At 64.2% G+C, this 18,252-nt stretch carries 15 protein-coding genes; 5 read left to right on the plus strand and 10 right to left on the minus strand.

The genetic code is table 11. From position 1 onward, the window contains the following. Nucleotides 1–136 precede the first annotated feature (136 nt). The 8 genes from IPK75_17295 to IPK75_17330 form a co-directional block, all read right to left on the minus strand. Complete coding sequence (locus IPK75_17295) at nt 137–1,120, minus strand: glycosyltransferase (GenBank protein MBK8200106.1); 984 nt, start codon at nt 1,118–1,120, stop codon at nt 137–139. Next, nucleotides 1,117–2,604, minus strand: coding sequence for an oligosaccharide flippase family protein (locus tag IPK75_17300; protein MBK8200107.1), 1,488 nt, complete (start codon nt 2,602–2,604; stop codon nt 1,117–1,119). Before IPK75_17300 ends, IPK75_17295 begins: the two co-directional genes overlap by 4 nt. Next, entirely contained in the window at nt 2,601–3,656 is a 1,056-nt protein-coding gene (locus IPK75_17305) for a hypothetical protein (GenBank protein MBK8200108.1), read from the minus strand. The genes IPK75_17300 and IPK75_17305 overlap by 4 nt, the downstream gene beginning before the upstream one ends. A gap of 129 nt (nt 3,657–3,785) precedes the next feature. Then, nucleotides 3,786–4,682, minus strand: a complete 897-nt coding sequence (gene mmsB, locus IPK75_17310; GenBank protein MBK8200109.1) for a 3-hydroxyisobutyrate dehydrogenase — start codon at nt 4,680–4,682, stop codon at nt 3,786–3,788. A 264-nt stretch (nt 4,683–4,946) separates the two neighbouring features. Beyond that, the gene (locus tag IPK75_17315) at nt 4,947–5,723 is read right to left on the minus strand and encodes an enoyl-CoA hydratase/isomerase family protein (protein MBK8200110.1); all 777 of its coding nucleotides are present in this window, start codon (nt 5,721–5,723) and stop codon (nt 4,947–4,949) included. 121 nt (nt 5,724–5,844) lie between these two features. After that, complete coding sequence (locus IPK75_17320; protein MBK8200111.1) at nt 5,845–6,618, minus strand: hypothetical protein; 774 nt, start codon at nt 6,616–6,618, stop codon at nt 5,845–5,847. 78 nt (nt 6,619–6,696) lie between these two features. Then, nucleotides 6,697–7,176, minus strand: coding sequence for a GFA family protein (locus IPK75_17325; protein MBK8200112.1), 480 nt, complete (start codon nt 7,174–7,176; stop codon nt 6,697–6,699). 5 nt (nt 7,177–7,181) lie between these two features. Then, complete coding sequence (locus IPK75_17330; protein MBK8200113.1) at nt 7,182–8,678, minus strand: CoA-acylating methylmalonate-semialdehyde dehydrogenase; 1,497 nt, start codon at nt 8,676–8,678, stop codon at nt 7,182–7,184. A 226-nt stretch (nt 8,679–8,904) separates the two neighbouring features. Here IPK75_17330 and IPK75_17335 point away from each other — a divergent pair, with 226 nt between their 5' ends. The 4 genes from IPK75_17335 to IPK75_17350 all read left to right on the plus strand — a co-directional run bounded on the left by IPK75_17335 (nt 8,905) and on the right by IPK75_17350 (nt 14,428). Next, nucleotides 8,905–10,077 carry an HlyD family secretion protein gene (locus tag IPK75_17335; protein MBK8200114.1) on the plus strand — a complete coding sequence of 391 codons (1,173 nt, stop codon included), beginning with the start codon at nt 8,905–8,907 and terminating at the stop codon, nt 10,075–10,077. A gap of 125 nt (nt 10,078–10,202) precedes the next feature. Further along, nucleotides 10,203–11,696 (plus strand): DHA2 family efflux MFS transporter permease subunit, encoded by a 1,494-nt coding sequence (locus IPK75_17340; protein ID MBK8200115.1) that lies wholly within the window; start codon nt 10,203–10,205, stop codon nt 11,694–11,696. Between the two features lie 31 nt (nt 11,697–11,727). Next, a complete protein-coding gene (locus IPK75_17345) occupies nt 11,728–13,155 on the plus strand; it encodes an FAD-binding protein (GenBank protein MBK8200116.1) in 1,428 nt (475 codons plus the stop codon). A gap of 58 nt (nt 13,156–13,213) precedes the next feature. After that, on the plus strand, nt 13,214–14,428 hold the full coding sequence (locus IPK75_17350) for an alanine racemase (protein MBK8200117.1): 1,215 nt from the start codon (nt 13,214–13,216) through the stop codon (nt 14,426–14,428). Between the two features lie 3 nt (nt 14,429–14,431). On the opposite strand, the gene IPK75_17355 is transcribed toward IPK75_17350, so the two are convergent. Further along, complete coding sequence (locus IPK75_17355; protein ID MBK8200118.1) at nt 14,432–15,691, minus strand: acyl-CoA dehydrogenase; 1,260 nt, start codon at nt 15,689–15,691, stop codon at nt 14,432–14,434. Between the two features lie 15 nt (nt 15,692–15,706). Continuing rightward, a complete protein-coding gene (locus tag IPK75_17360) occupies nt 15,707–16,831 on the minus strand; it encodes an acyl-CoA/acyl-ACP dehydrogenase (GenBank protein ID MBK8200119.1) in 1,125 nt (374 codons plus the stop codon). A 305-nt stretch (nt 16,832–17,136) separates the two neighbouring features. Here IPK75_17360 and IPK75_17365 point away from each other — a divergent pair, with 305 nt between their 5' ends. Next, nucleotides 17,137–17,892, plus strand: coding sequence for a PRC-barrel domain-containing protein (locus IPK75_17365; GenBank protein MBK8200120.1), 756 nt, complete (start codon nt 17,137–17,139; stop codon nt 17,890–17,892). Nucleotides 17,893–18,252: the final 360 nt, after the last annotated feature.

The raw sequence follows: 18,252 nt of genomic DNA on the forward strand, positions 1-18,252 counted from the left end.
TCCTCCCGCGCGCCTTCGGGATGGCGCGTTCAATCCATTGGTGCCTGCAGGTTTCACCCGGGAGGAAGGTGGCTCAATACGTATTCGACCCGACCTGCCGCGAAGGCAAGCAAGTGAAAGCGGTGATGCCGCAGGGTCAGTCGGAAAGCTGGGTGCGGACGCTGCTGCGACGTTCGGGGAACTGTTCGGCGAACTTCCGCGCCGCGCGTGCCCGGCGGTAGGCATAGAGGGTGCCCTGCGCAAAGCCGATCGCCCAGGCTTCGCGGAAATCATGCAGCAGCGGGTTCGCCTTCGGCGCCAGCGCCCGGCGGATGCGTGCCGCGACGACGCCGCGGGTGGCAGACCAGAGGCTGACGAGCAGGACGGCCCTGCCCTTCCGGCGCTGCTGGCGCCAACCGACGCCGTAGCCGTGCCGGAATGCGCGCTGGATGACGCTGGAGAGGTCGAGCTGGGCAGCACGGATCATGTGGCGGACACTGGCGCGTTCCGCGAACCAGGCGCGGTGTCCGCTGGCTTCCAGCCGCTCCATCAGCTCGGTTTCCGACCCCATCGGATAGCCGATCCCGCCGTTCGGCCCGAATTTCGGATCGAAGCGGATGCCCGCCTGGAACAGGCTGGCGCGGACTGCCATGTTGGGGCCCCAGGCGAGCGCGCATTTGCAGGGCCCTTCGGCCTGCGAGGTCAGCGAGAAGAGGATGCCGAAATGGGCACGTACCGGCGCCAGGTGGTCGTTCCCGGTGCTCGGCCAGTGTGGCAGGATACGGCCGGCGAATACATCGAACTCGGGGTTGGCGTGCGCTGCCAGCTGCAGCTCTTCCAGCCATTCCGCCGTGGGCAGAATGTCGTCGTCGGTGAAGACCACGAGTTCGCGCGGATCGAGCGTGTCGGCCACAGCGTCCAGAACGAGATTGAGGCAATGGTTCTTGCCGCGTACGGACTGTTTGTAGAGCACGAGGGGCAGCCGGTCAGCATAGGATTCAAGCAAGGCGAACGAGTCGTCTTCGCTGTCATTGTCGACGACGTGGAAGGAGGTGCCTGCAGGAATCCGGACACGGAGCATGGCGTCGAGCATGTCGCGCAACCTGCTCTGACCGTTGAAGGTGGAGAGGATGACGATCATGCGGGCCGCCCTCTCCGGATGAGGCGGCGCAGCTGGCCGGACGCGAGGGCGCGGCGCACCCAGGGGTCGAAGAGCCAGAGCACGACCGCGTAGAGCACGATGCCGCCGGCGACGAGCAGCGCGAGCGCAGCGATCGCCGGCAGGTGGGCCGCGAGGAATGGCAAGGCAGCATAGACGGCCGCGCCCATCACCAGGCTCGCGGCAAACGGCGGCACGAGGATCGCAGCCTGCCGCAACAAGGCGAAGCCGGTGGTGGATTTCACGAAGGCTGCCGCGAACGGCCAGGTCAGCCAGCCGCGCAAAAGGGAAGCCAGCGCAATCGCAAGGATGCCAAGGGGTGCCAGAACAAAGAGAAGCAGGATGTGGGCGGCGACGCTGACGGCAATCGAAGCGCTGGCGGTGAGCGCCTTGCCAGCGGCCTGCGTGGCGGCGATGTTCACTTTGGACGAGACGACGCGGATATGCGCGAGCACGGTGACGGCAGAGATCAGGCCGACGCTGGCGAAGGCGTCGCCAACGGCCATGGGCACCAGCAAGGGTGCGATCGCCGCGAAGCCGGCGAGCATCGGGAAGCTGGTGATCGCGATGGCGCGCCAGGCATCTGCCATCAGGCCGTGGAAGCGGCCGGTGTCGCGGGCGGCATCTGACAGGACGGGCAGCGCCATCGCGCCGACGGGCTGGGCGACGAAGGCTTGTATCTGGTCCGCAATCCGGGTCGCGACGGCGAGCAGGCCAAGACCCGTGGGACCGAAGAACACGGTGGCCGCAATCTGAGGGGCGAGGCGGTCGATCCGGCCGAGTGCGTTGGCGGCGAGCATGCCGGAAACGAACGGCAGCGTCGACCGCACGCTGGCGAGATCGAGGCCGCCATCCGGACGCCAGCGGGAAAGGTTGAAATTGGCTGTGACGAGGACGAGCCGGCGCACGACTTCAAGGCCGATCAGGGCCCAGACACCGGTGCCCATGGCCGCAAGCGCAATGCCCGCGCCGAGGCCCGTAAGGGCGGAGACCATGCCGACGCGGGCGAGCGGACGGAAGGCTTGCTGGCGGCGCAGCAGACTTTCCGGCACGATGCCTGCGGCCGTGATCAGCATCAGCATGCAGGCGGCGGCGATCACCGGCAGAGCTTGCGGGAACCCTGCGGCGTTGGCTGCGAGCGCCGCGACCGGCAGCGTGATGGCGCTGCAGAGGAGCGCGAGGCCGAGATTGGCCCAGAATGCCGAGTTGAGGTCCGCGCGAGAGACGTCTGCCTTCTGCTCGATCGGGCTGGAGAGAACGCCGCCGGTCAGCACTTCGCCTACAGCGATGGCCATGATGGCAATGCCGTACAGTCCGTAGTCGGACGGCGCGAGGAAGCGCGTGAGCACGATCACCGAGGCGAGGCCGGCCAGCATCTGCACGATCGAAGCAAGACTGGTCCAGCCGAACTTGCGGGCAAGGTCCGCCCTGCCCTGACTGGCGGGGAAGGGAATCACGAGGCTCACGAGGCGAGCCGCTCGGGCAGCGCAGCCCAGAGGCAGCCAGCCATCCAGTCCAGCGACTGGTGCACACGGGCGACGGCGCCGCGTTCGGCACTGAACACACTCTGCTCGCCCGGCGGCAGGCAGAAGTAGGGGTTGGCTTCCCACAGGATGGGGGTGCCGTCCGGACGGATGCTGTAGTCGACTGCGGCGACATCCAGCCCCAGCGCTGCCACAGCGCGGACGAACACGTCCTTGTTCGCAACCGGCGCATCGAAATAGGCGCAGTCTTCCGCAATCATCTCGTGCACGAGATTGGCGCGGAAACCCAGCTTGCGGGCGAGGCGGCGCTTCGGGCGGTCTTCGCGCTCAAGCAGGCTGCTGGAGAGGCCGACAGCGAGGTTTCGCGAAAAGAACAGGTGGCTCGCTTTCGCTTCGCCGCGAAAAACGAAGACGCGGGCCTTGTGGTGGAAGCGGCTGTAGAGACAGTCAGCTGGCGCGCCGGCGCGGCGGAATTCGTCGCGCACGTCGCAGACGCGCACCAGCGCGGCAGGCGCTTTCAGGTCGCGGGCAGCGCGCACGGCTTCGGCGCGGGTGGACAGGACGCGGATGTCGCGCTCGGCGTGGGTTTCGTTGCCGCGCAGCATGCAGGGGCCGTCGAGCTTGTCGTAGGCGTAGAGCAGTTCGTGACCGGTCGTGACGTGGCGGACGGGCGCGCTCGGGATGCCGGCAGCGGCCCAGATGTCGGACTGTACGGCCTTAGCGGTGTTGGACAGGCCGTCAGGGGCGTTGATCAGCGGGATGGCGCGGCGGGTTGCCGCCGCTGCGATCTCGGATGCTTCGGCATAGCAGTCCGGGTATTTCTGCCGCAGCGGATCGCCGAGCCAGAAGACGACAAGGGCAATGCCCTGAAGGCTCGGCGCCGAGGTTCCGGTGGCGTGGAAAACGAGGCGCGCGGCGAGCGCGGGATCGTGTTCGCGCAGGCGCGCCAGGAACACCTCGCCGGTCGGCACCTGACGTCCACGGCCGGCTCCATGTGTTACAACGAGAATGTTTCCGAGCGCCCCGATGGCCATTTTTGGCTTCGCCTGTCCCAAATCGCTTCAGGCGCCGCTCTTCTGGCGGCGCTTTCAGGCAAGGAGGGCGCAAACCCCATGCCAGCGGGACATGGTTAAGCGGGTGTTGAGACGAGCGGGTAATCTGGCTCAGTTGCGGGGGATTTCGCCCTTCACGTCCTTCATGACGCCGGAGAAATCGAGGCCGTCGAGGCCGCGATCTGACAACGACTGGTAGATCGCTTCGGCCATCTCGCCGAGACGGATTTCGGCCCCGGCAGACTGAGCGGCGGAGGCGGCGAGGTGCAGGTCCTTTAGCATCATGGCGACCGCGAATCCGGGCTTGTAATCGCGGTTCGCTGGAGACGTCGGAACGGGGCCAGGCGCAGGGCAATAGCTGGTCATCGACCAGCATTGGCCCGACGAGACCGACGAGATCTTGAAGAAGGTTTCAGCGTCGAGGCCGAGCTTTTCGGCGAGATTGAAGGCTTCGCAGGTGCCGATCATCGAGATGCCGAGCAGCATGTTGTTGGCGATCTTGGCCGCCTGCCCGTTACCGGCGCCGCCTGCGTGGAAGATATTCTTGCCCATGTTCTTCAGGATCGGTTCGGCCTTCTCAAAGGCCTTGGCCGTGCCGCCGGCCATGAAGGTGAGCGTGCCGGCCTCGGCTGCAGAAATGCCTCCGGAGACCGGCGCGTCGACCATGATGAAGCCGGAAATGTCGGCCTGCGCATGTGCTTCGCGTGCTTCGGTGACGGCAATGGTGGAGCAATCAATCAACAACGCGCCTTTGGGAGCGTGGGCGGCGACGCCATCCGCTCCGAAATAGACACCATGCACATGCTTGCCGGCGGGTAGCATGGAGACAACGACTTCGGCGTCCTTGACGGCGTCCGCAACGGACGCCGAAGCGCGCGCACCTTTGGCGGCCGCCGCTTTGACCGCGTCTGCGTTCAGGTCGAAGGCGGCGACTGTGTGGCCGGCTTTCACGAGGTTGGCACACATGCCGCCTCCCATGTTGCCGAGGCCGATGAAGGCGATGTTCATTCTACTTCCTCCCAATCTATTCCTCTCGGCTTGCGCTCGCATTCGTCGCGCTTCGCAAGTTGTTCGTTCGTCGGATTCTCGGAGTAAGTTCCGAGTGCGGTGTAGCTACAAATGCAAGCATCCAGTCTATTGACCCAAACGCCGCCGTCATCGGCGCAACGAAGCCTCTGGTCTGCAGGCCACAACGCGCATGTGGCAACCAGACCCAAAATCAACAGCCCGGCAGCGATTGGCACAAGCTTCGTGCGCTTCACGGAATCACCGTCAGCTGTCCTTGAAGCTGGGTGCACGCTTCTCGCTGAAGGCGGCCATGCCTTCTTTCTGGTCGGCGGTGCCGAACAGGCCCTGGAACAGGCGGCGTTCGAACTTCACACCCTCCGTGGTCGGAAGTTCGAGAGCGCGGCCGACCATTTCCTTCGCCGCCATCAGGGACGGCACGGAGAAGGCGGCAATCTCATTGGCGGCACCCATGGCGACTTCCATCAGCGTGTCGTGCGGCACGACGCGGGAGACCAGGCCGATCCGGTCGGCTTCGGCGCCGTCGATCATCCGGCCGGTCAACACCATGTCCATGGCTTTTGCCTTTCCCACGGCCTTGGTGAGGCGGATGGAGCCGCCCATGCCGGGCGTGACGCCGAGCTTGATTTCGGGCTGGCCGAACTTTGCCTTGTCGGATGCGATGATCAGGTCACACATCATAGCGAGTTCGCAGCCCCCGCCGAGGGCGAAGCCGTTGACCGCCGCGATCACGGGCTTGCGGCTGGCGGCAAACCGGTCCCAGCCGGCGAAGTAGTCTTCGACATACATGTCGGCGAAGGATTGTGGCTGCATTTCCTTGATGTCAGCACCGGCGGCGAAGGCGCGCCCTGCCCCGGTCAGCACGCTGACGGCGATGTCCTTGTTGCGGTCGATGGCGACGAAACAGTCGACGACTTCCGACATAACCTCGGCGTTGAGCGCATTCAGGCTGTCCGGCCGGTTCAGCGTGACGAGGGCGATGCGGCCCTTTTGTTCGAAGGTGATGGTCTTGTAAGTCGTCATGTCAGGCGGTCCAGCTTGGCGTGGTGAAGGTTTGGCTGGCGCTGGTTTAGGACGAACAGGCGGCGACGGCCAGCCCACGCGGGCGCGGCGCGGTGCGGCGGGCCGACCGTCGCCGGGAACGCTACATCGGCATGGGAGGCGGCGGCGGGAAGGCCAGACCGTCGGTTCCGGCGAGCGGTGTGTTCGCGGTCACGGCCGCGTAAACGGCCTCTCCTGCGGGCGAGAACGCGAGGACGCGGGCCAGCACGATCACACCGATCAACACAGCGACTTGCCAGGTCCAGGCGGGATGAGGTTTGCCATGCACGCGCCAGTCCCGCAGCGCGCCGTAGGCCGGGAAAACCAGCGCGACGAGCCCCGCTGTCTCGAAGGCGTAGGGCATCAGCAGCGGCATGGGGATGATTCGGCCGAAGCTCGGCCCCATCAGCAGCAACAGCGCGCCAATCTGCAGGCGGGCATGCCAGTCGGTTTGCTTGCGCATGCGGATGGCTGCGAACAGCAGGCCCGCGAAGGCGATGACCGAGAGCGGATTGGCAATGACGAAATGCTGGGGCTGGAAGAAGAAGGGCGTGCGGCCCGACTGTATCGCATGCACGGTCACGGCCGTGCCAAGCACGACCATCCCAAGCGCCCAGACAGCCGCGACGCGGCCGAGGCGCCGATGCAGCTCAATGTTGCCGCTGGTCGCGAGCCAGGCCTGCGACAGGACAATGGCAACCCAACCCATGAAGAAGATGGCATGGACGTGCACGATGAGGGGGGCGTTGAAACTGGACCGACCTGCCGCAAGCTGCACGACGAAGCCGGCGACGAGGACAATCGCCATGACCGTAATGATCGCGCGAAAGAACTTGCTGTCGTCCGCAACCGGAACGTCAAGCGCAGCAGCCGTCATAGAATCCCCCCGGAGGCCTGATCAGAGGTGAAAGTTACTTCAGCTGGCAGGGCGCCACAAGACGGCTGACAGCCCGGGTCAGTCCGGTGTGTCACGGTCCGGATGCTGGCGCGACGACGCGCGGATCGAAGCCGCCCAATCGGCGTCGTCACCAGCGCCGGTGACCTGGCCTTCTTCGAAGGCAGCGATGCTGGCGAACCAGGCAACCCGCGATTCGACGCCGACCTGGCCCTGCGCGGGAAACTGGTCCGGATCGTCGAGCGAGCCGATGGTCAGGTTGATCCGGTCGTTGTCGAGGCTGTTGTAGAAAAGCGGCGTGCCGCAATCGCGGCAGAAGCCGCGTTCGGCATGGGCAGAACTCTGGAAGACAGCCGGTGTGCCGCGCGTCCAGACGAGGTTCACGTTTGGTGTCGCGACGAGCGCCGCGAAGATATTGCCGACCGCCTTCTGGCACATGCGGCAATGGCAGAGGTGGGCGTTGTCTAGCATGACGTCCGTGCGGTAGCGCACGGCGCCGCATTGGCAACCGCCGGTGACCGTGACGTCAAACCGGCGCATGCGCCCTACCCCATCGTCGGGATGACGAAGGCCTGGTCGCCGACATCGCCATCCGGCCAGCGCTGGGTGACTGTCTTGATCTTGGTCCAGAACTTGATGCCTTCCGGGCCGTGCTGGTTGGTGTCGCCGAAGGCGGAGCGCTTCCATCCGCCGAACGTGTGGTAGGCGACCGGCACGGGGATCGGCACGTTGATGCCAACCATGCCGACGTTCACCTGCGCGGCGAACTCGCGCGCGGCGCGGCCGTTGGAGGTGAAGATGGCGCAGCCGTTCCCGTACTGATGGTTGGTGGCGAGGGCGGCGGCTTCCTCGAGCGACTCCGCCCGGACGACTTGCAGGACCGGCCCGAAGATTTCCTCCTGGTAGGACCGCATGCCGGGCTTCACATTGTCGAACAGCGACGGGCCGACAAAGAAGCCGTTCTCGTGGCCTTGCAGCGTGTGCCCGCGGCCGTCGAGCTTGAGCGTGGCGCCTTCATCGACGCCCATCTGGATATAGCTTTCGATCTTCGCCTTGTGCTGGGCCGAGACGACCGGGCCGTAGTGCGCATCCGCATCGGTCGAGATACCAACCTTCAGGCCGCGCGCTGCGTCGAGCATGCGCTCGACGAATTCGTCGCCCGTTTTCTTGCCGACCGTGACGGCAACCGGCAGCGCCATGCAGCGTTCGCCGGCCGAGCCGTAGGCCGCGCCGACAATATCCTTGACGGCCTGGTCCATATCCGCATCTGGCATGATGATGCCGTGGTTCTTCGCGCCGCCCATCGCTTGCACGCGTTTCCCGTTGGCGGCGCCGGTGGCGTAGACATATTGTGCGATGTCAGACGATCCGACGAAGCTGACGGCCTTGATATCCTTGTGATGCAGGATCGCATCGACAGCCACCTTGTCGCCGTTGATGACGTTCAGGACACCGGCAGGAAGACCTGCCTCAAGCATCAGCTCGGCGAGGCGCATCGGCACGGACGGGTCTTTCTCCGACGGCTTAAGGATGAACGTGTTGCCGCAGGCGATCGATACAGCAGCCATCCAGCACGGGATCATGGCGGGGAAGTTGAACGGTGTGATGCCGGCGCAGACGCCGAGGGCCTGACGCATCGAGAAGACGTCAATGCCGGGGCCGGCGCCTTCGGTGTATTCGCCCTTGAGGAGATGAGGCACGCCGCAGGCAAACTCGACCACGTCGAGCCCCCGCTGCACGTCGCCCTTGGAGTCGGCGATCACCTTGCCATGCTCGGACGACAGCAAGTGTGCCAGTTCGTTCATGTTGGCCTCCACGAGGCGCTTGAACTCGAACATCACGCGGGCCCGGCGTTGCGGGTTGGTCGCGGCCCAGGCGGGGAATGCGGCCTTCGCCGCGGCCACGGCGGCATCCAGCTCGGCCGAGGTGGCAAGCGCGACGCGGGCCTGAACTTCCCCGGTGTTCGGGTTGTGGATGTCGCCAAAGCGGCCTGACTGGCCTTTGACCGGCTTGCCGCCGATGAAATGATGCACTTCACGCATGGCGTGTCTCCTCAGGTTTGGGGGCGTTATAGGCGCACAGGCTGGAGAGATACATGCCGAATTTGAGCCGTGCTGCGGCGCGCTGCCCGACAGCGGGAGAATAGGGCTTGCTTACCTCAGCGTTAGGGTCTGATCATTGGCCGAGGCGGCGCGGAGAGCACAGGAAATGTGCCCGGATGGTCCGTCAGGGAGGACAAATCTGGCGGCCTACCCGCCGGTGCAGAACATGGACGGCGACGCTAAACTCCTTGCAGACGAGCCGCAGACGGCCACCCGGCGTGCGGCAGCCATGCTGAGGGCGCCGGCAACCCGCCGGCGTCTGGCGCTGGCCGCAGTTGCGGTATTCCTGCTGATGGCGGTGCATTTCGTGATGGACCGGGCGGCGTTCGTCTCGACCTCCGATGCACGCATTGCCGCGGACATGATTGCGGTCTCGACCGACATATCGGGCCGGATCACCGGCGTCGCGGTCAGCGAAGGCGACCGGGTGAAGGCGGGCGACGTCATCTACACGATTGACGACCGCGAGGCGGTGTTCCTGCTCGCAGAACTTCAAGCCGAGGCGGACCGGCTGCGCGCTGAGATTGCGCGCGAGGAAGCGCGCGCCGGACTGGCAACCTCCAAGGCGGGAAGCCAGGTGGCGGCGCGGCAGGCCGGTACGCGGTCGGCTTCGGCGTCGGTAGAAGCGGCACGGTCGAATCTCGAAACGGCGCAGCAGGAACACGACCGCACAAAAAACCTGCTTGACCAGGGCCGCATCCCGAAGAGCACCTATGACCAGGCGAAGAACGCACTGGATACCGCGCAGCAGGCGTTGCTGCGGGCGCAGGCCGAGCGCGAAACGGCGGCGGCCGAACAGCGCACGGCGAGCATCACCGGCCAGGAAGTACGGCTGATCGACTTCGATCTCTCGGTGCTGGACGCTGACCTGCAAAAAGCGGAGGCACGCGTTGAGGCGCAGAAGGTCGTGCTCGAACAACACACGATCCGGGCGCCGATCGATGGCGTAATCGACGAGCTCTTCTACGATGCCGGCGAACATTCCCTGCAGGGTTTCCGCATGGCTCTGATGCACGATCCGGACGCGGTCTGGGTTTCGGCCAACATCAAGGAAACGGACATCCGCAACGTGCATGTCGGCGCGCCGGTGCGCGTGCGCGCTGACAGCAATCCGGGTGATGCCCTGACGGGCCGGGTGAGCAGCATCCGGGAGGCAACGCTCTCGGAAGCCGCCATGATGCCGAATCCCAACGCCAATGGCGTGTTCACCAAGATCACCCAGCGTATCAAGGTGCGCATCGACCTTGATTCCCAGCCGGTTCACCTTCGCACCGGCACAATGGTCAGTGTACGCATCCGAAAGTCTGGCGGCGAGCCGGACGCCCCGGCGGCGCCGTGAGTGCCGAGGCGGCGCTGGGTGGCGGCGTGGCTGCGCCGCTGGAAATTCCCGGCAACGCCAGCAATGCGATACGCGACCGGTTTGCACAGTTCGGCGCGAATTATCGCTGGTTCCTGTTGCTGACGATGCTGATGGGCTCGATGGCAACGATGCTTGCAGCCACCACCATCAATGTCGCCCTGCCCGCCATTATCGGCGCCTTCGGCCTTGGCCAGGACCAGGCGCAATGGATGTCGACGGCCTTTCTCGCCTCGTCCACGCTGGCGATGCTGGCGAATGCCTGGGCGATGGCCACGTACGGGCCGCGTGCGACCTATGTGTTCGGCATGGCTTCGTTTCTCGTCGGCTCGCTGATGGGCGCGATGAGCCACACGCTGGAATTCCTGATCCTGTCGCGGGCGCTGCAGGGCGTTTCGGCCGGTCTGTTGCAGCCGATGTCGATGTTCCTGATCTTCCAGACCTTTCCGGACCGCCTTCGCGGAACGGCTATGGGACTGTTCTCGATCGGCGTGGTGCTGGCACCGGCATTTGGGCCGGCGCTTGGCGGCGTTGCTGTAGACCTCGCAAGCTGGCGGTTGGTGTTCGTGGCGACCCTGCCGCTGGCCATACTGGCGCTCATGATGGCACCGTTCCTGATGCCATCTGGCGACCGCAAGCGAGGCGAAGCGAAACCGCCGCTTGACTGGCAAGGACTGTGCCTGCTCGCGGTGGCGGTCGTGGGACTGCTCTCGGCGTTTGCCAACGGCAACCGCGACGGCTGGGATTCAGACAAGACAATCCTGCGGATTTTCCTGTCACTGCTCGCCGGCGTGGTTTTTATCCTCTGGGAGCGGCGCCATCCTTTTCCGGCGCTCAATCCTGCGATTTTCCTTTACCGCCAGTTCTGGTCGGCGGGCGTGATCATTGTGGCGACGGGCACGGCGATCTATGGGTCGACCTACCTGATTCCGCTTTTTGTGCAGCTGGTACAGCACTATTCGCCGACGGCGGCGGGCGTGATGATGATCCCCGCCGGGCTTGCCATGGTGGTCGGATTTCCGATCGCCGGGCGGCTGACCGACCGGGTGGATCCGCGATGGCTGCTCGCGTTCGGGATCCTCAGCTTTGCGCTGTCGGCACACTTGTTGGCGGGCGTCACGGCGCTGACCCCTTATTGGGTGCTTGTGAGCTGGATCATGCTCAGCCGGGTCGGCATCAGTTTCTGCAACCCGCCAGCAAACACGACCGCGGTGCGCGCCGTGCCAGTGCGACTGCTGGCGTCGGCGACCGGCGGCGTGTCATTCATGATGCAGGTTGGCGGCGCCTTCGGCGTGAACCTTCTCGCGGTGCTGCTGCAAAGGCGGATGCTGTTCCACGGCGAGCATCTTGCGGCCGAAATGAACGAAGCCAACGCGGAATTCCTCTACCAGCATGCCCGCAATGCACAGGCGCTGGAGGCGAGCGGGATGCCGCCGCTGACGGCGTTCATGGATTCGTTCCAGGCGATCGGACAGCGGGTCGCCGCCGAATCGACCGTGCTGGCATTTCGCGACTGCTTCTTCGTGATCTCGGTCTGGTTCGTCGTTGTGCTGTTTGCCATCGTCCTGATGCCGAAACCCAAGTTGCAGGCCGGCGCGTAGCGCGCCATACCTCAGGACGGGAGGACAGCCGATGAAGATTACACGGCGCCACATGCTGATCGGAGCAGCTGGCACGAGCGTGGTTGCGGGCGGCGTAGCCATGCAGAAATTCGGCTGGGATCGCCGTTCGTTCGTACGCGCGGACTATTCGGAGAGCGCGCCCGTGGCGCCGCCGGGCGAGGCGAGCTGGATGAACTGGTCCGGGATCGAGCGATCCACGCCGAAAGAGATTGCGTTTCCCGATTCGGTCGAGGCGCTCGCGCAGACCGTCACCCGCGCGAAAGGCCGCGTGCGCCCGGTGGGCAGCGGTCATTCCTTCACGGGCCTCGCCACGACTGAAGATACGCTGGTGATGCTGAACGGATTCTCGGGCCTTCTCAGCCATGATGAGGCGACAGGCGAAAGTCGCTTCGGCGCGGGCACGCCGCTCTTTGCGGTCAGCGAAGCGCTGGCGGAGCGTGGGCGGGCACTTGCCAACCAGCCGGACATTGACAGCCAGACGCTGGCCGGCGCGTTTGCGACGGGCACGCATGGCACCGGCAATGACCTGCCGGCGCTGCACGACAATATCACGGCGTTCCAGATCGTGACTGCCGACGGAAGCGTCCGGGATGTGACGCGGGCATCTGATCCGGACCTGTTCGAAGCAGGCAAGGTCTCGCTGGGCGCGCTGGGCGTGATGACAGCTTTCACGGTGAAAAGTGTGCCAGCTTACCGGCTCAAGCGGACGGTGACGGTGTTGGATTCAAAGGTCTTCCTGCAGTCGCTGGAGGCCACCGCGGCCGCTCATCGCAATTTCGAATTTTATTATTTTCCGCACACCGGACTGGTTGCCAGCATCGTGCATGACCTGACGGATGAGCCGGTGACGGTTGATACGGGCACGGACGATGACGAGTTCCTGCAGGGTCTGCTGACACTGCGCAACGAACTTGGCTGGGCACCGTGGCTCCGGCGCTACATTGCCCGCTCCGAATTTCCGCGCGGCGTTGTCGAGGACCGGGTGAACGAATCGCGTCTGCTGCTCTCGACGACGCGGCCAACGCGCTTCATCGAGATGGAATATCATTTCCCGCGCGCGCGGGGCCCCGAGATGGTCGAGCGCGTCATGCACACTCTCGACAAGCGCGGCGAGATATTCTTCCCGATGGAGTATCGCCACATCGCGCCAGACACAGCCTGGCTCAGTCCGTTCAATGGCGGGCCGCGTGCCTCGATTGCAATCCATGCGGCAGCGAACGAACGCTACGACTATTTCTTCACCGACTTCGAACCGATGTATCAGGAAGCAAATGCGCGCCCGCACTGGGGAAAATTGCATACGCTGGGGCGCAACCGGCTGACCGAACTCTATCCGGAATTCGAACGCTTTCTTGCGCTGCGCTCAGATCTGGACCCGACGGGCAAGTTCCTGAACGTGCACCTTGCCAAGCTGTTCGGAGAGACAGTCGATGCGTAAGCTGTCGCGGCGGCATCTGATGATTGGCGGCGTTGGTCTTGCAGGAGCGGCACTATTGATGAGCAAACCGGGCGACGAAAGCGGGCCACGTGATCCCTACTTCACGCAGTTGCAGGCAGCATTGACCGAGGCCGGAATTGCTTCCCCGACACTGGTGATCGACAAGGCGCGGCTGGACGCGAATATCGACACGCTGGTGAGCCACCTGCCCGACGGGATGGCTTATCGCATCGTGGCAAAATCTCTGCCTTCCTTGAGCCTCATATCGCATATCCGGGCACGTTCCGGCTCGGACCGGCTGATGACGTTCAACCAACCCATGCTCAGTGCGCTGACGAAAGCGATGCCGGACGCCGATCAGTTGCTTGGAAAGCCGATGCCGATAGCGGCCGCCCGCAACTATTTCGGCAGCCTGTCCGCCGGCGATGCGCCGGCTGCAGCAAATGTGCAATGGCTTGTCGATACGCCCGAGCGCCTCCGCCAGTACCAGGAACTTGCGGTCGGCACGGGCCAGACCCTTCGGCTCAATATCGAGCTGGATGTCGGCCTGCACCGGGGAGGCCTCGAAGCGGGCGAGACGCTGAAGGCGATGCTGGAACTGCTGCGCGACGCGGCCGCCGTCAATTTCGCCGGGTTCATGGGGTACGAGCCACACCTGGCGGCCCTGCCCGAAGCACTGGGTTGGCGTGAACGGGCAAAGACTGGAGCCTGGCGCAGGTATTCTGAGGCGCTGGCGCTGGCGGCTGAAGTGTTCGGCAGCGATGCGATTGCCGGCATCACGCGGAACGCGGCGGGCAGCCCGACCTATCGCTATTATCAGTCCACGGAGATCGCCAACGAGATCTCCGCAGGATCGTGCCTGGTGAAACCGACACATTTCGACACGCCGCTGCTGGAACCGCACCAGCCGGCGAGCTTCATAGCGACGCCGGTTATCAAGTCGATCGCGCAGACGCGCTTGCCGGGGCTCGAATTTGCGGCGGACGGCCAACGCGCATGGGATCCGAATACCGCGCGCACGGTGTTCATCTATGGCGGCAACTGGATGGCCGATCCGGTCGATCCGCCGGGCCTGTCGTACAACAAGACATTCGGACGCTCATCGAACCAGGAAATGCTGACCGGCGGGCACAATCTTGCGATTGCGCCCGACGAGTTCGTTTTCCTGCGCCCGCATCAGAGCGAAGCGGTGTTCCTGCAATTCGGCGACATCGCCGTATATGACGACGGGCGGATCAGCGAGCGTTGGCCGGTATTCCCGGCCTCCGCCTGACGCCTACTTCTTCTTGCGGCCGCTGGTCGGGATGTCGCGGAAGGCGACGTCCTTGTCGACGCGGATGTCGCCCGGCAGGCCGAGCACTCGTTCACCGATGATGTTCCGCAGGATCTCGTCCGAGCCGCCCTCGATACGGGTAGCGGGCGAACGCATCAGCATCGCCTGGAAGCGACCTTGCTGAGGGCTGTCTTCGCTCCAGAGCACGCCTGCTTCGCCCTGGAGATCGAGCGCGAAGATCGAAAGGTCCTGCATCGTGGCGCCGGCGACGAGCTTGCCGATGGAGTTTTCAGGACCTGGCGTTTCACCTTTCGAAAGCGCAGAAATCGCGCGCATGCCGGTGTATTTAAGACCGCTCTGCCGGACGGCAAATTGCGCAAGTTTCGAACGCACTCCGGAGTCCTCGACTGCGGGCTTGCCGTCGATTTCGGCTTCCATGCAGAAGCGGAAGAGTTCCGGGAAGCCGGTGGACATGCCGGATCCGATCGACAGGCGCTCGTTCATCAGCGTCGTCAGCGACACTTCCCAACCCTGCCCGACTTCACCGAGGCGCTGGCTGTCGGGGATGCGGACATCCGTGAAGTAGACTTCGTTGAAGCTCGACTGGCCGTTCGCCTGCTTGATGGGGCGGACTTCCACGCCCGGCGAGTCCATCCGCAGGAAGAACATCGTCAGGCCCTTGTGCTTCGGCACGTCGGGATCGGTGCGGGTGATGAGGAGGCCCCAGTCAGAATACTGCGCGCCGCTCGTCCAGATCTTCTGGCCGTTTATGATCCAGTCGCCCGAACCATCATCGGCCTTGACCGCGCGCGTACGCAGACCCGCAAGATCGGACCCGCTGGCGGGCTCGGAGAAGAGCTGGCACCAGACATGCTCACCGCTGGCAAGCGGGGGCAGCAGTTCGCGTTTGTGCTCTTCGCTGGCCCAGGCCATGACGGTCGGGCCGCACATGCCGTGGCCAATCGTGAAAACGCCGGTCAAGGCCGCATACGGACCTTCTTCCTGGCTCCAGATCACGCGCTCGATTGGGGTACGGGCCGCGCCGCCATACTCCTTCGGCCAGTGAAGGCAGGCCCAGCCGGCCTCCGCCTTCTTCTTTTGCCAGGCCTTTCCGGCTTTGATCGGGTCTTCGCTCACCACGCCGTTCGACCCGAAGCTGGCAGACTTCAGTTCATTTTCGAGGTGCTTCGGCGCGTTCGCGTCGATCCACTTGCGCACCTTGGTGCGGAACGCGGCTTCTTCTTTTGTGTCTTCGAAATCCATGGTCTCGTCCTCCCGTCAGGCCGCTGTCTCGGCGTTGCCTGCACTCATGCGTTCAATCAGGTTGCTCTCCCAGGTCGACAACGACCCGAGCGCCAGGGCCAGCGCGTTGGAGCGGCGATAGAAAAGGTGACAGTCAAACGCCCAGGTAAACCCCATGCCGCCGTGCACCTGAATGTTGTTCTTGGCGCAGTGCTGGAAAGCCGTTGTGGCCGAAACACGCGCCGTGGCGGCGGCGACAGGCAGTTCTGCCGCGCCCGACGACAAGGCCCACGCCCCATAGTAGCAGTTCGAGCGCGCCAGCGTGGCAGACACGTACATGTCTGCCAGCATGTGCTTGATGCCCTGGAAAGATCCGATCTGGCGACCGAAGGCCATGCGCTCGAGCGCGTAGTCCCGCGCGATTTCAAGTGCGCGATCAGCGCCGCCCAGTTGTTCGAAGGCCATCAGGACCGCAGCGCGGTCCATGACCTGTGATGCAATATGCAGGCCGCTGCCCTGCTGGCCAAGCAATTCGGCCGGGGCGCCATTGAAGGTCAGCTTGGCCTGGCTGCGGGTCGGGTCGATCGACTCCAACTTGGCGCGCTTCACGCCGGAAGCTGACAGATCGACGAGGTACAGCGACACGGCGCCCTTCTCGTCCTTCGCGGCGACTATAGCAAAGTCGGCGACGTCACCATCGGCGACCGGGGATTTTTCGCCAGACAGTTTGCCGCCCTTCACCTGCGCCGCAATCTTTTCGGCGGTGGTGCGGCCCTGACCTTCGCTCATGGCCAGTGTACCGATCGCCTCACCGGCGGCGAGCTTCGGCAGCCAGGTTTCCTTTTGCTTCGCCGACCCGGCCAACATGAGGAACTCAGCGGCGAGATAAATAGAGGTGGACACCGGAACCGGCGCCAGCGCGCGCCCAAGTTCTTCGGCGACAACGCAGAGTTCGAGGTGCGACAGGCCGGCGCCGCCGTACTCTTCCGGGATCGCCGCGCCGAGGACGCCGAGCTCGGCGAGCCCTTTGTAGAGCGCCTTGTCGTAGCTGTCCGGCCCTTCAAGGATTGCCCGGACGGCGGCTGGCGGGCATTTTTCGCTCAGGAACCGCCTGACCTGTTCGCGCAGTTGCTTTTGTTCGTCTGAAAAATCCAGATTCACGGTGTGCCTCCCAATTACTCGTGTTCGCTGGGGCAACTGTTGAAGTGCCGCCGGGACAGGTCAAGCCATGCCGCGTGGGCAATCATGAGGTGACAAAGCCGGTTGGGGTGAAAACATGAAAAAACGTCCAGAAATGCCGGGTGTGCAATCGGCCTGGACCGTGCACGGCGCTGAGAAGACTGGAATAAATGCTGGTTGAGCGCGAAAAATCTGGCGCCCCGCATGATTGCCGACTGTTCACCATCAGGGAACGCGCGCCGCGGTTCACCGTTAGGCCTCCAACACCCTCGTGAAAGGAGACTCACATGAAACGCCTACTGACGACCAGCGCCATTGCGCTTCTCGGCCTTGGCGTCGCTGCGTGCAGCGACGGCTCGGAAATTACTTCGACCGAAACGGCTTCCTCTCAGGAAGAAGCTGCGGATGTACTCGCATCCAATGAGCCGGCCGACACCGACTACTACAATGACGGCAAGGTCGATCGCGACGCTGATGTCGCGAACGCGTACACTTTGGCGGCAACCGAGTTTGAAGTGGACGACCTTGTTGGTCTCGACATCGCTGACCCCACTGGCAAAAAGATCGCGACGGTTTCCGACGTGCTCATCGGCGATGATGGCAAGATCGATTCCATCATCTTCGCGAACGGCGGCATCGCCGGTCTCGGCACCGACCACGGCCGTATCGGTTTCCAGGATGCCGATTTCGCTATCGATGAAGACGGCGACGCGCGTGTGATCGTCTCGATGGACGAAGCCGCTTTGGAAACGGTCGCCGAGTGGGACCAGGCGAAGGCTGACGACTACAGCCTCGCAACCGAGATCACGGGCACGCAGGTTGCGCTGGCCTCGACTGACGAAGAAGCCCGCGTGGTGAACCTGATCGCCGACATGAACGGGACCATCAAGCACGCCGTCGTGACCGACGGACTGACCGCTTCGATGGAAGGCGCCGGCTATGTTGTGCCGTTCAGCAGCCTCGTGGTTGAACAAGGCGATGGCGGCCTCCGCCTCGACATCGATCCGGCAACGCTGAAGACGAGCCGCGTCTACGAAGACTAATTGCTGCGGCCGTTCGTGCCGCTGCGAAGTAACAAGGGCTGTAGCCTTGCGCTACAGCCCTTTTCATTTGGAGCAGGTAACCCACCTCCGGTGCATTGCTGCCGGCTCAGAGCCCACTGCCACACCTTTGGCCGCTCAAAGCAGTCGACAACAATGGGTAGCGTGATCACAGCACAGCAGTTGCATCCCGTTCAATTGTTGTCTCGCCCCCAAACGCCAAGAAACCCTCACCGCTGGGGGGAGCGGGAGGGTTTCAAACTCCAGGCGGGGTGCGGGAGGGGGGAAACCTCCTGGAGCTGGATCCTTTTGGGGTTTCGGCCCGGATCAGGAGCGTCTGCGCGATCGCTCGCCAGATACAAC

The organism is Acidobacteriota bacterium (assembly GCA_016712445.1).
Lineage (GTDB): Bacteria > Pseudomonadota > Alphaproteobacteria > Caulobacterales > Hyphomonadaceae > Hyphomonas.

What these genes read in the sequence shown, in the direction of transcription:
- IPK75_17295 (MBK8200106.1), bottom strand. Translation starts at nt 1,120, where the DNA reads ATGATCGTCATCCTCTCCACCTTCAACGGTCAGAGCAGGTTGCGCGAC.
- IPK75_17305 (MBK8200108.1), bottom strand. Translation starts at nt 3,656, where the DNA reads ATGGCCATCGGGGCGCTCGGAAACATTCTCGTTGTAACACATGGAGCC.
- mmsB (MBK8200109.1), bottom strand. Translation starts at nt 4,682, where the DNA reads ATGAACATCGCCTTCATCGGCCTCGGCAACATGGGAGGCGGCATGTGT.
- IPK75_17315 (MBK8200110.1), bottom strand. Translation starts at nt 5,723, where the DNA reads ATGACGACTTACAAGACCATCACCTTCGAACAAAAGGGCCGCATCGCC.
- IPK75_17320 (MBK8200111.1), bottom strand. Translation starts at nt 6,618, where the DNA reads ATGACGGCTGCTGCGCTTGACGTTCCGGTTGCGGACGACAGCAAGTTC.
- IPK75_17325 (MBK8200112.1), bottom strand. Translation starts at nt 7,176, where the DNA reads ATGCGCCGGTTTGACGTCACGGTCACCGGCGGTTGCCAATGCGGCGCC.
- IPK75_17330 (MBK8200113.1), bottom strand. Translation starts at nt 8,678, where the DNA reads ATGCGTGAAGTGCATCATTTCATCGGCGGCAAGCCGGTCAAAGGCCAG.
- IPK75_17335 (MBK8200114.1), top strand. Translation starts at nt 8,905, where the DNA reads ATGGACGGCGACGCTAAACTCCTTGCAGACGAGCCGCAGACGGCCACC.
- IPK75_17340 (MBK8200115.1), top strand. Translation starts at nt 10,203, where the DNA reads ATGCTGATGGGCTCGATGGCAACGATGCTTGCAGCCACCACCATCAAT.
- IPK75_17345 (MBK8200116.1), top strand. Translation starts at nt 11,728, where the DNA reads ATGAAGATTACACGGCGCCACATGCTGATCGGAGCAGCTGGCACGAGC.
- IPK75_17350 (MBK8200117.1), top strand. Translation starts at nt 13,214, where the DNA reads ATGAGCAAACCGGGCGACGAAAGCGGGCCACGTGATCCCTACTTCACG.
- IPK75_17355 (MBK8200118.1), bottom strand. Translation starts at nt 15,691, where the DNA reads ATGGATTTCGAAGACACAAAAGAAGAAGCCGCGTTCCGCACCAAGGTG.
- IPK75_17365 (MBK8200120.1), top strand. Translation starts at nt 17,137, where the DNA reads ATGAAACGCCTACTGACGACCAGCGCCATTGCGCTTCTCGGCCTTGGC.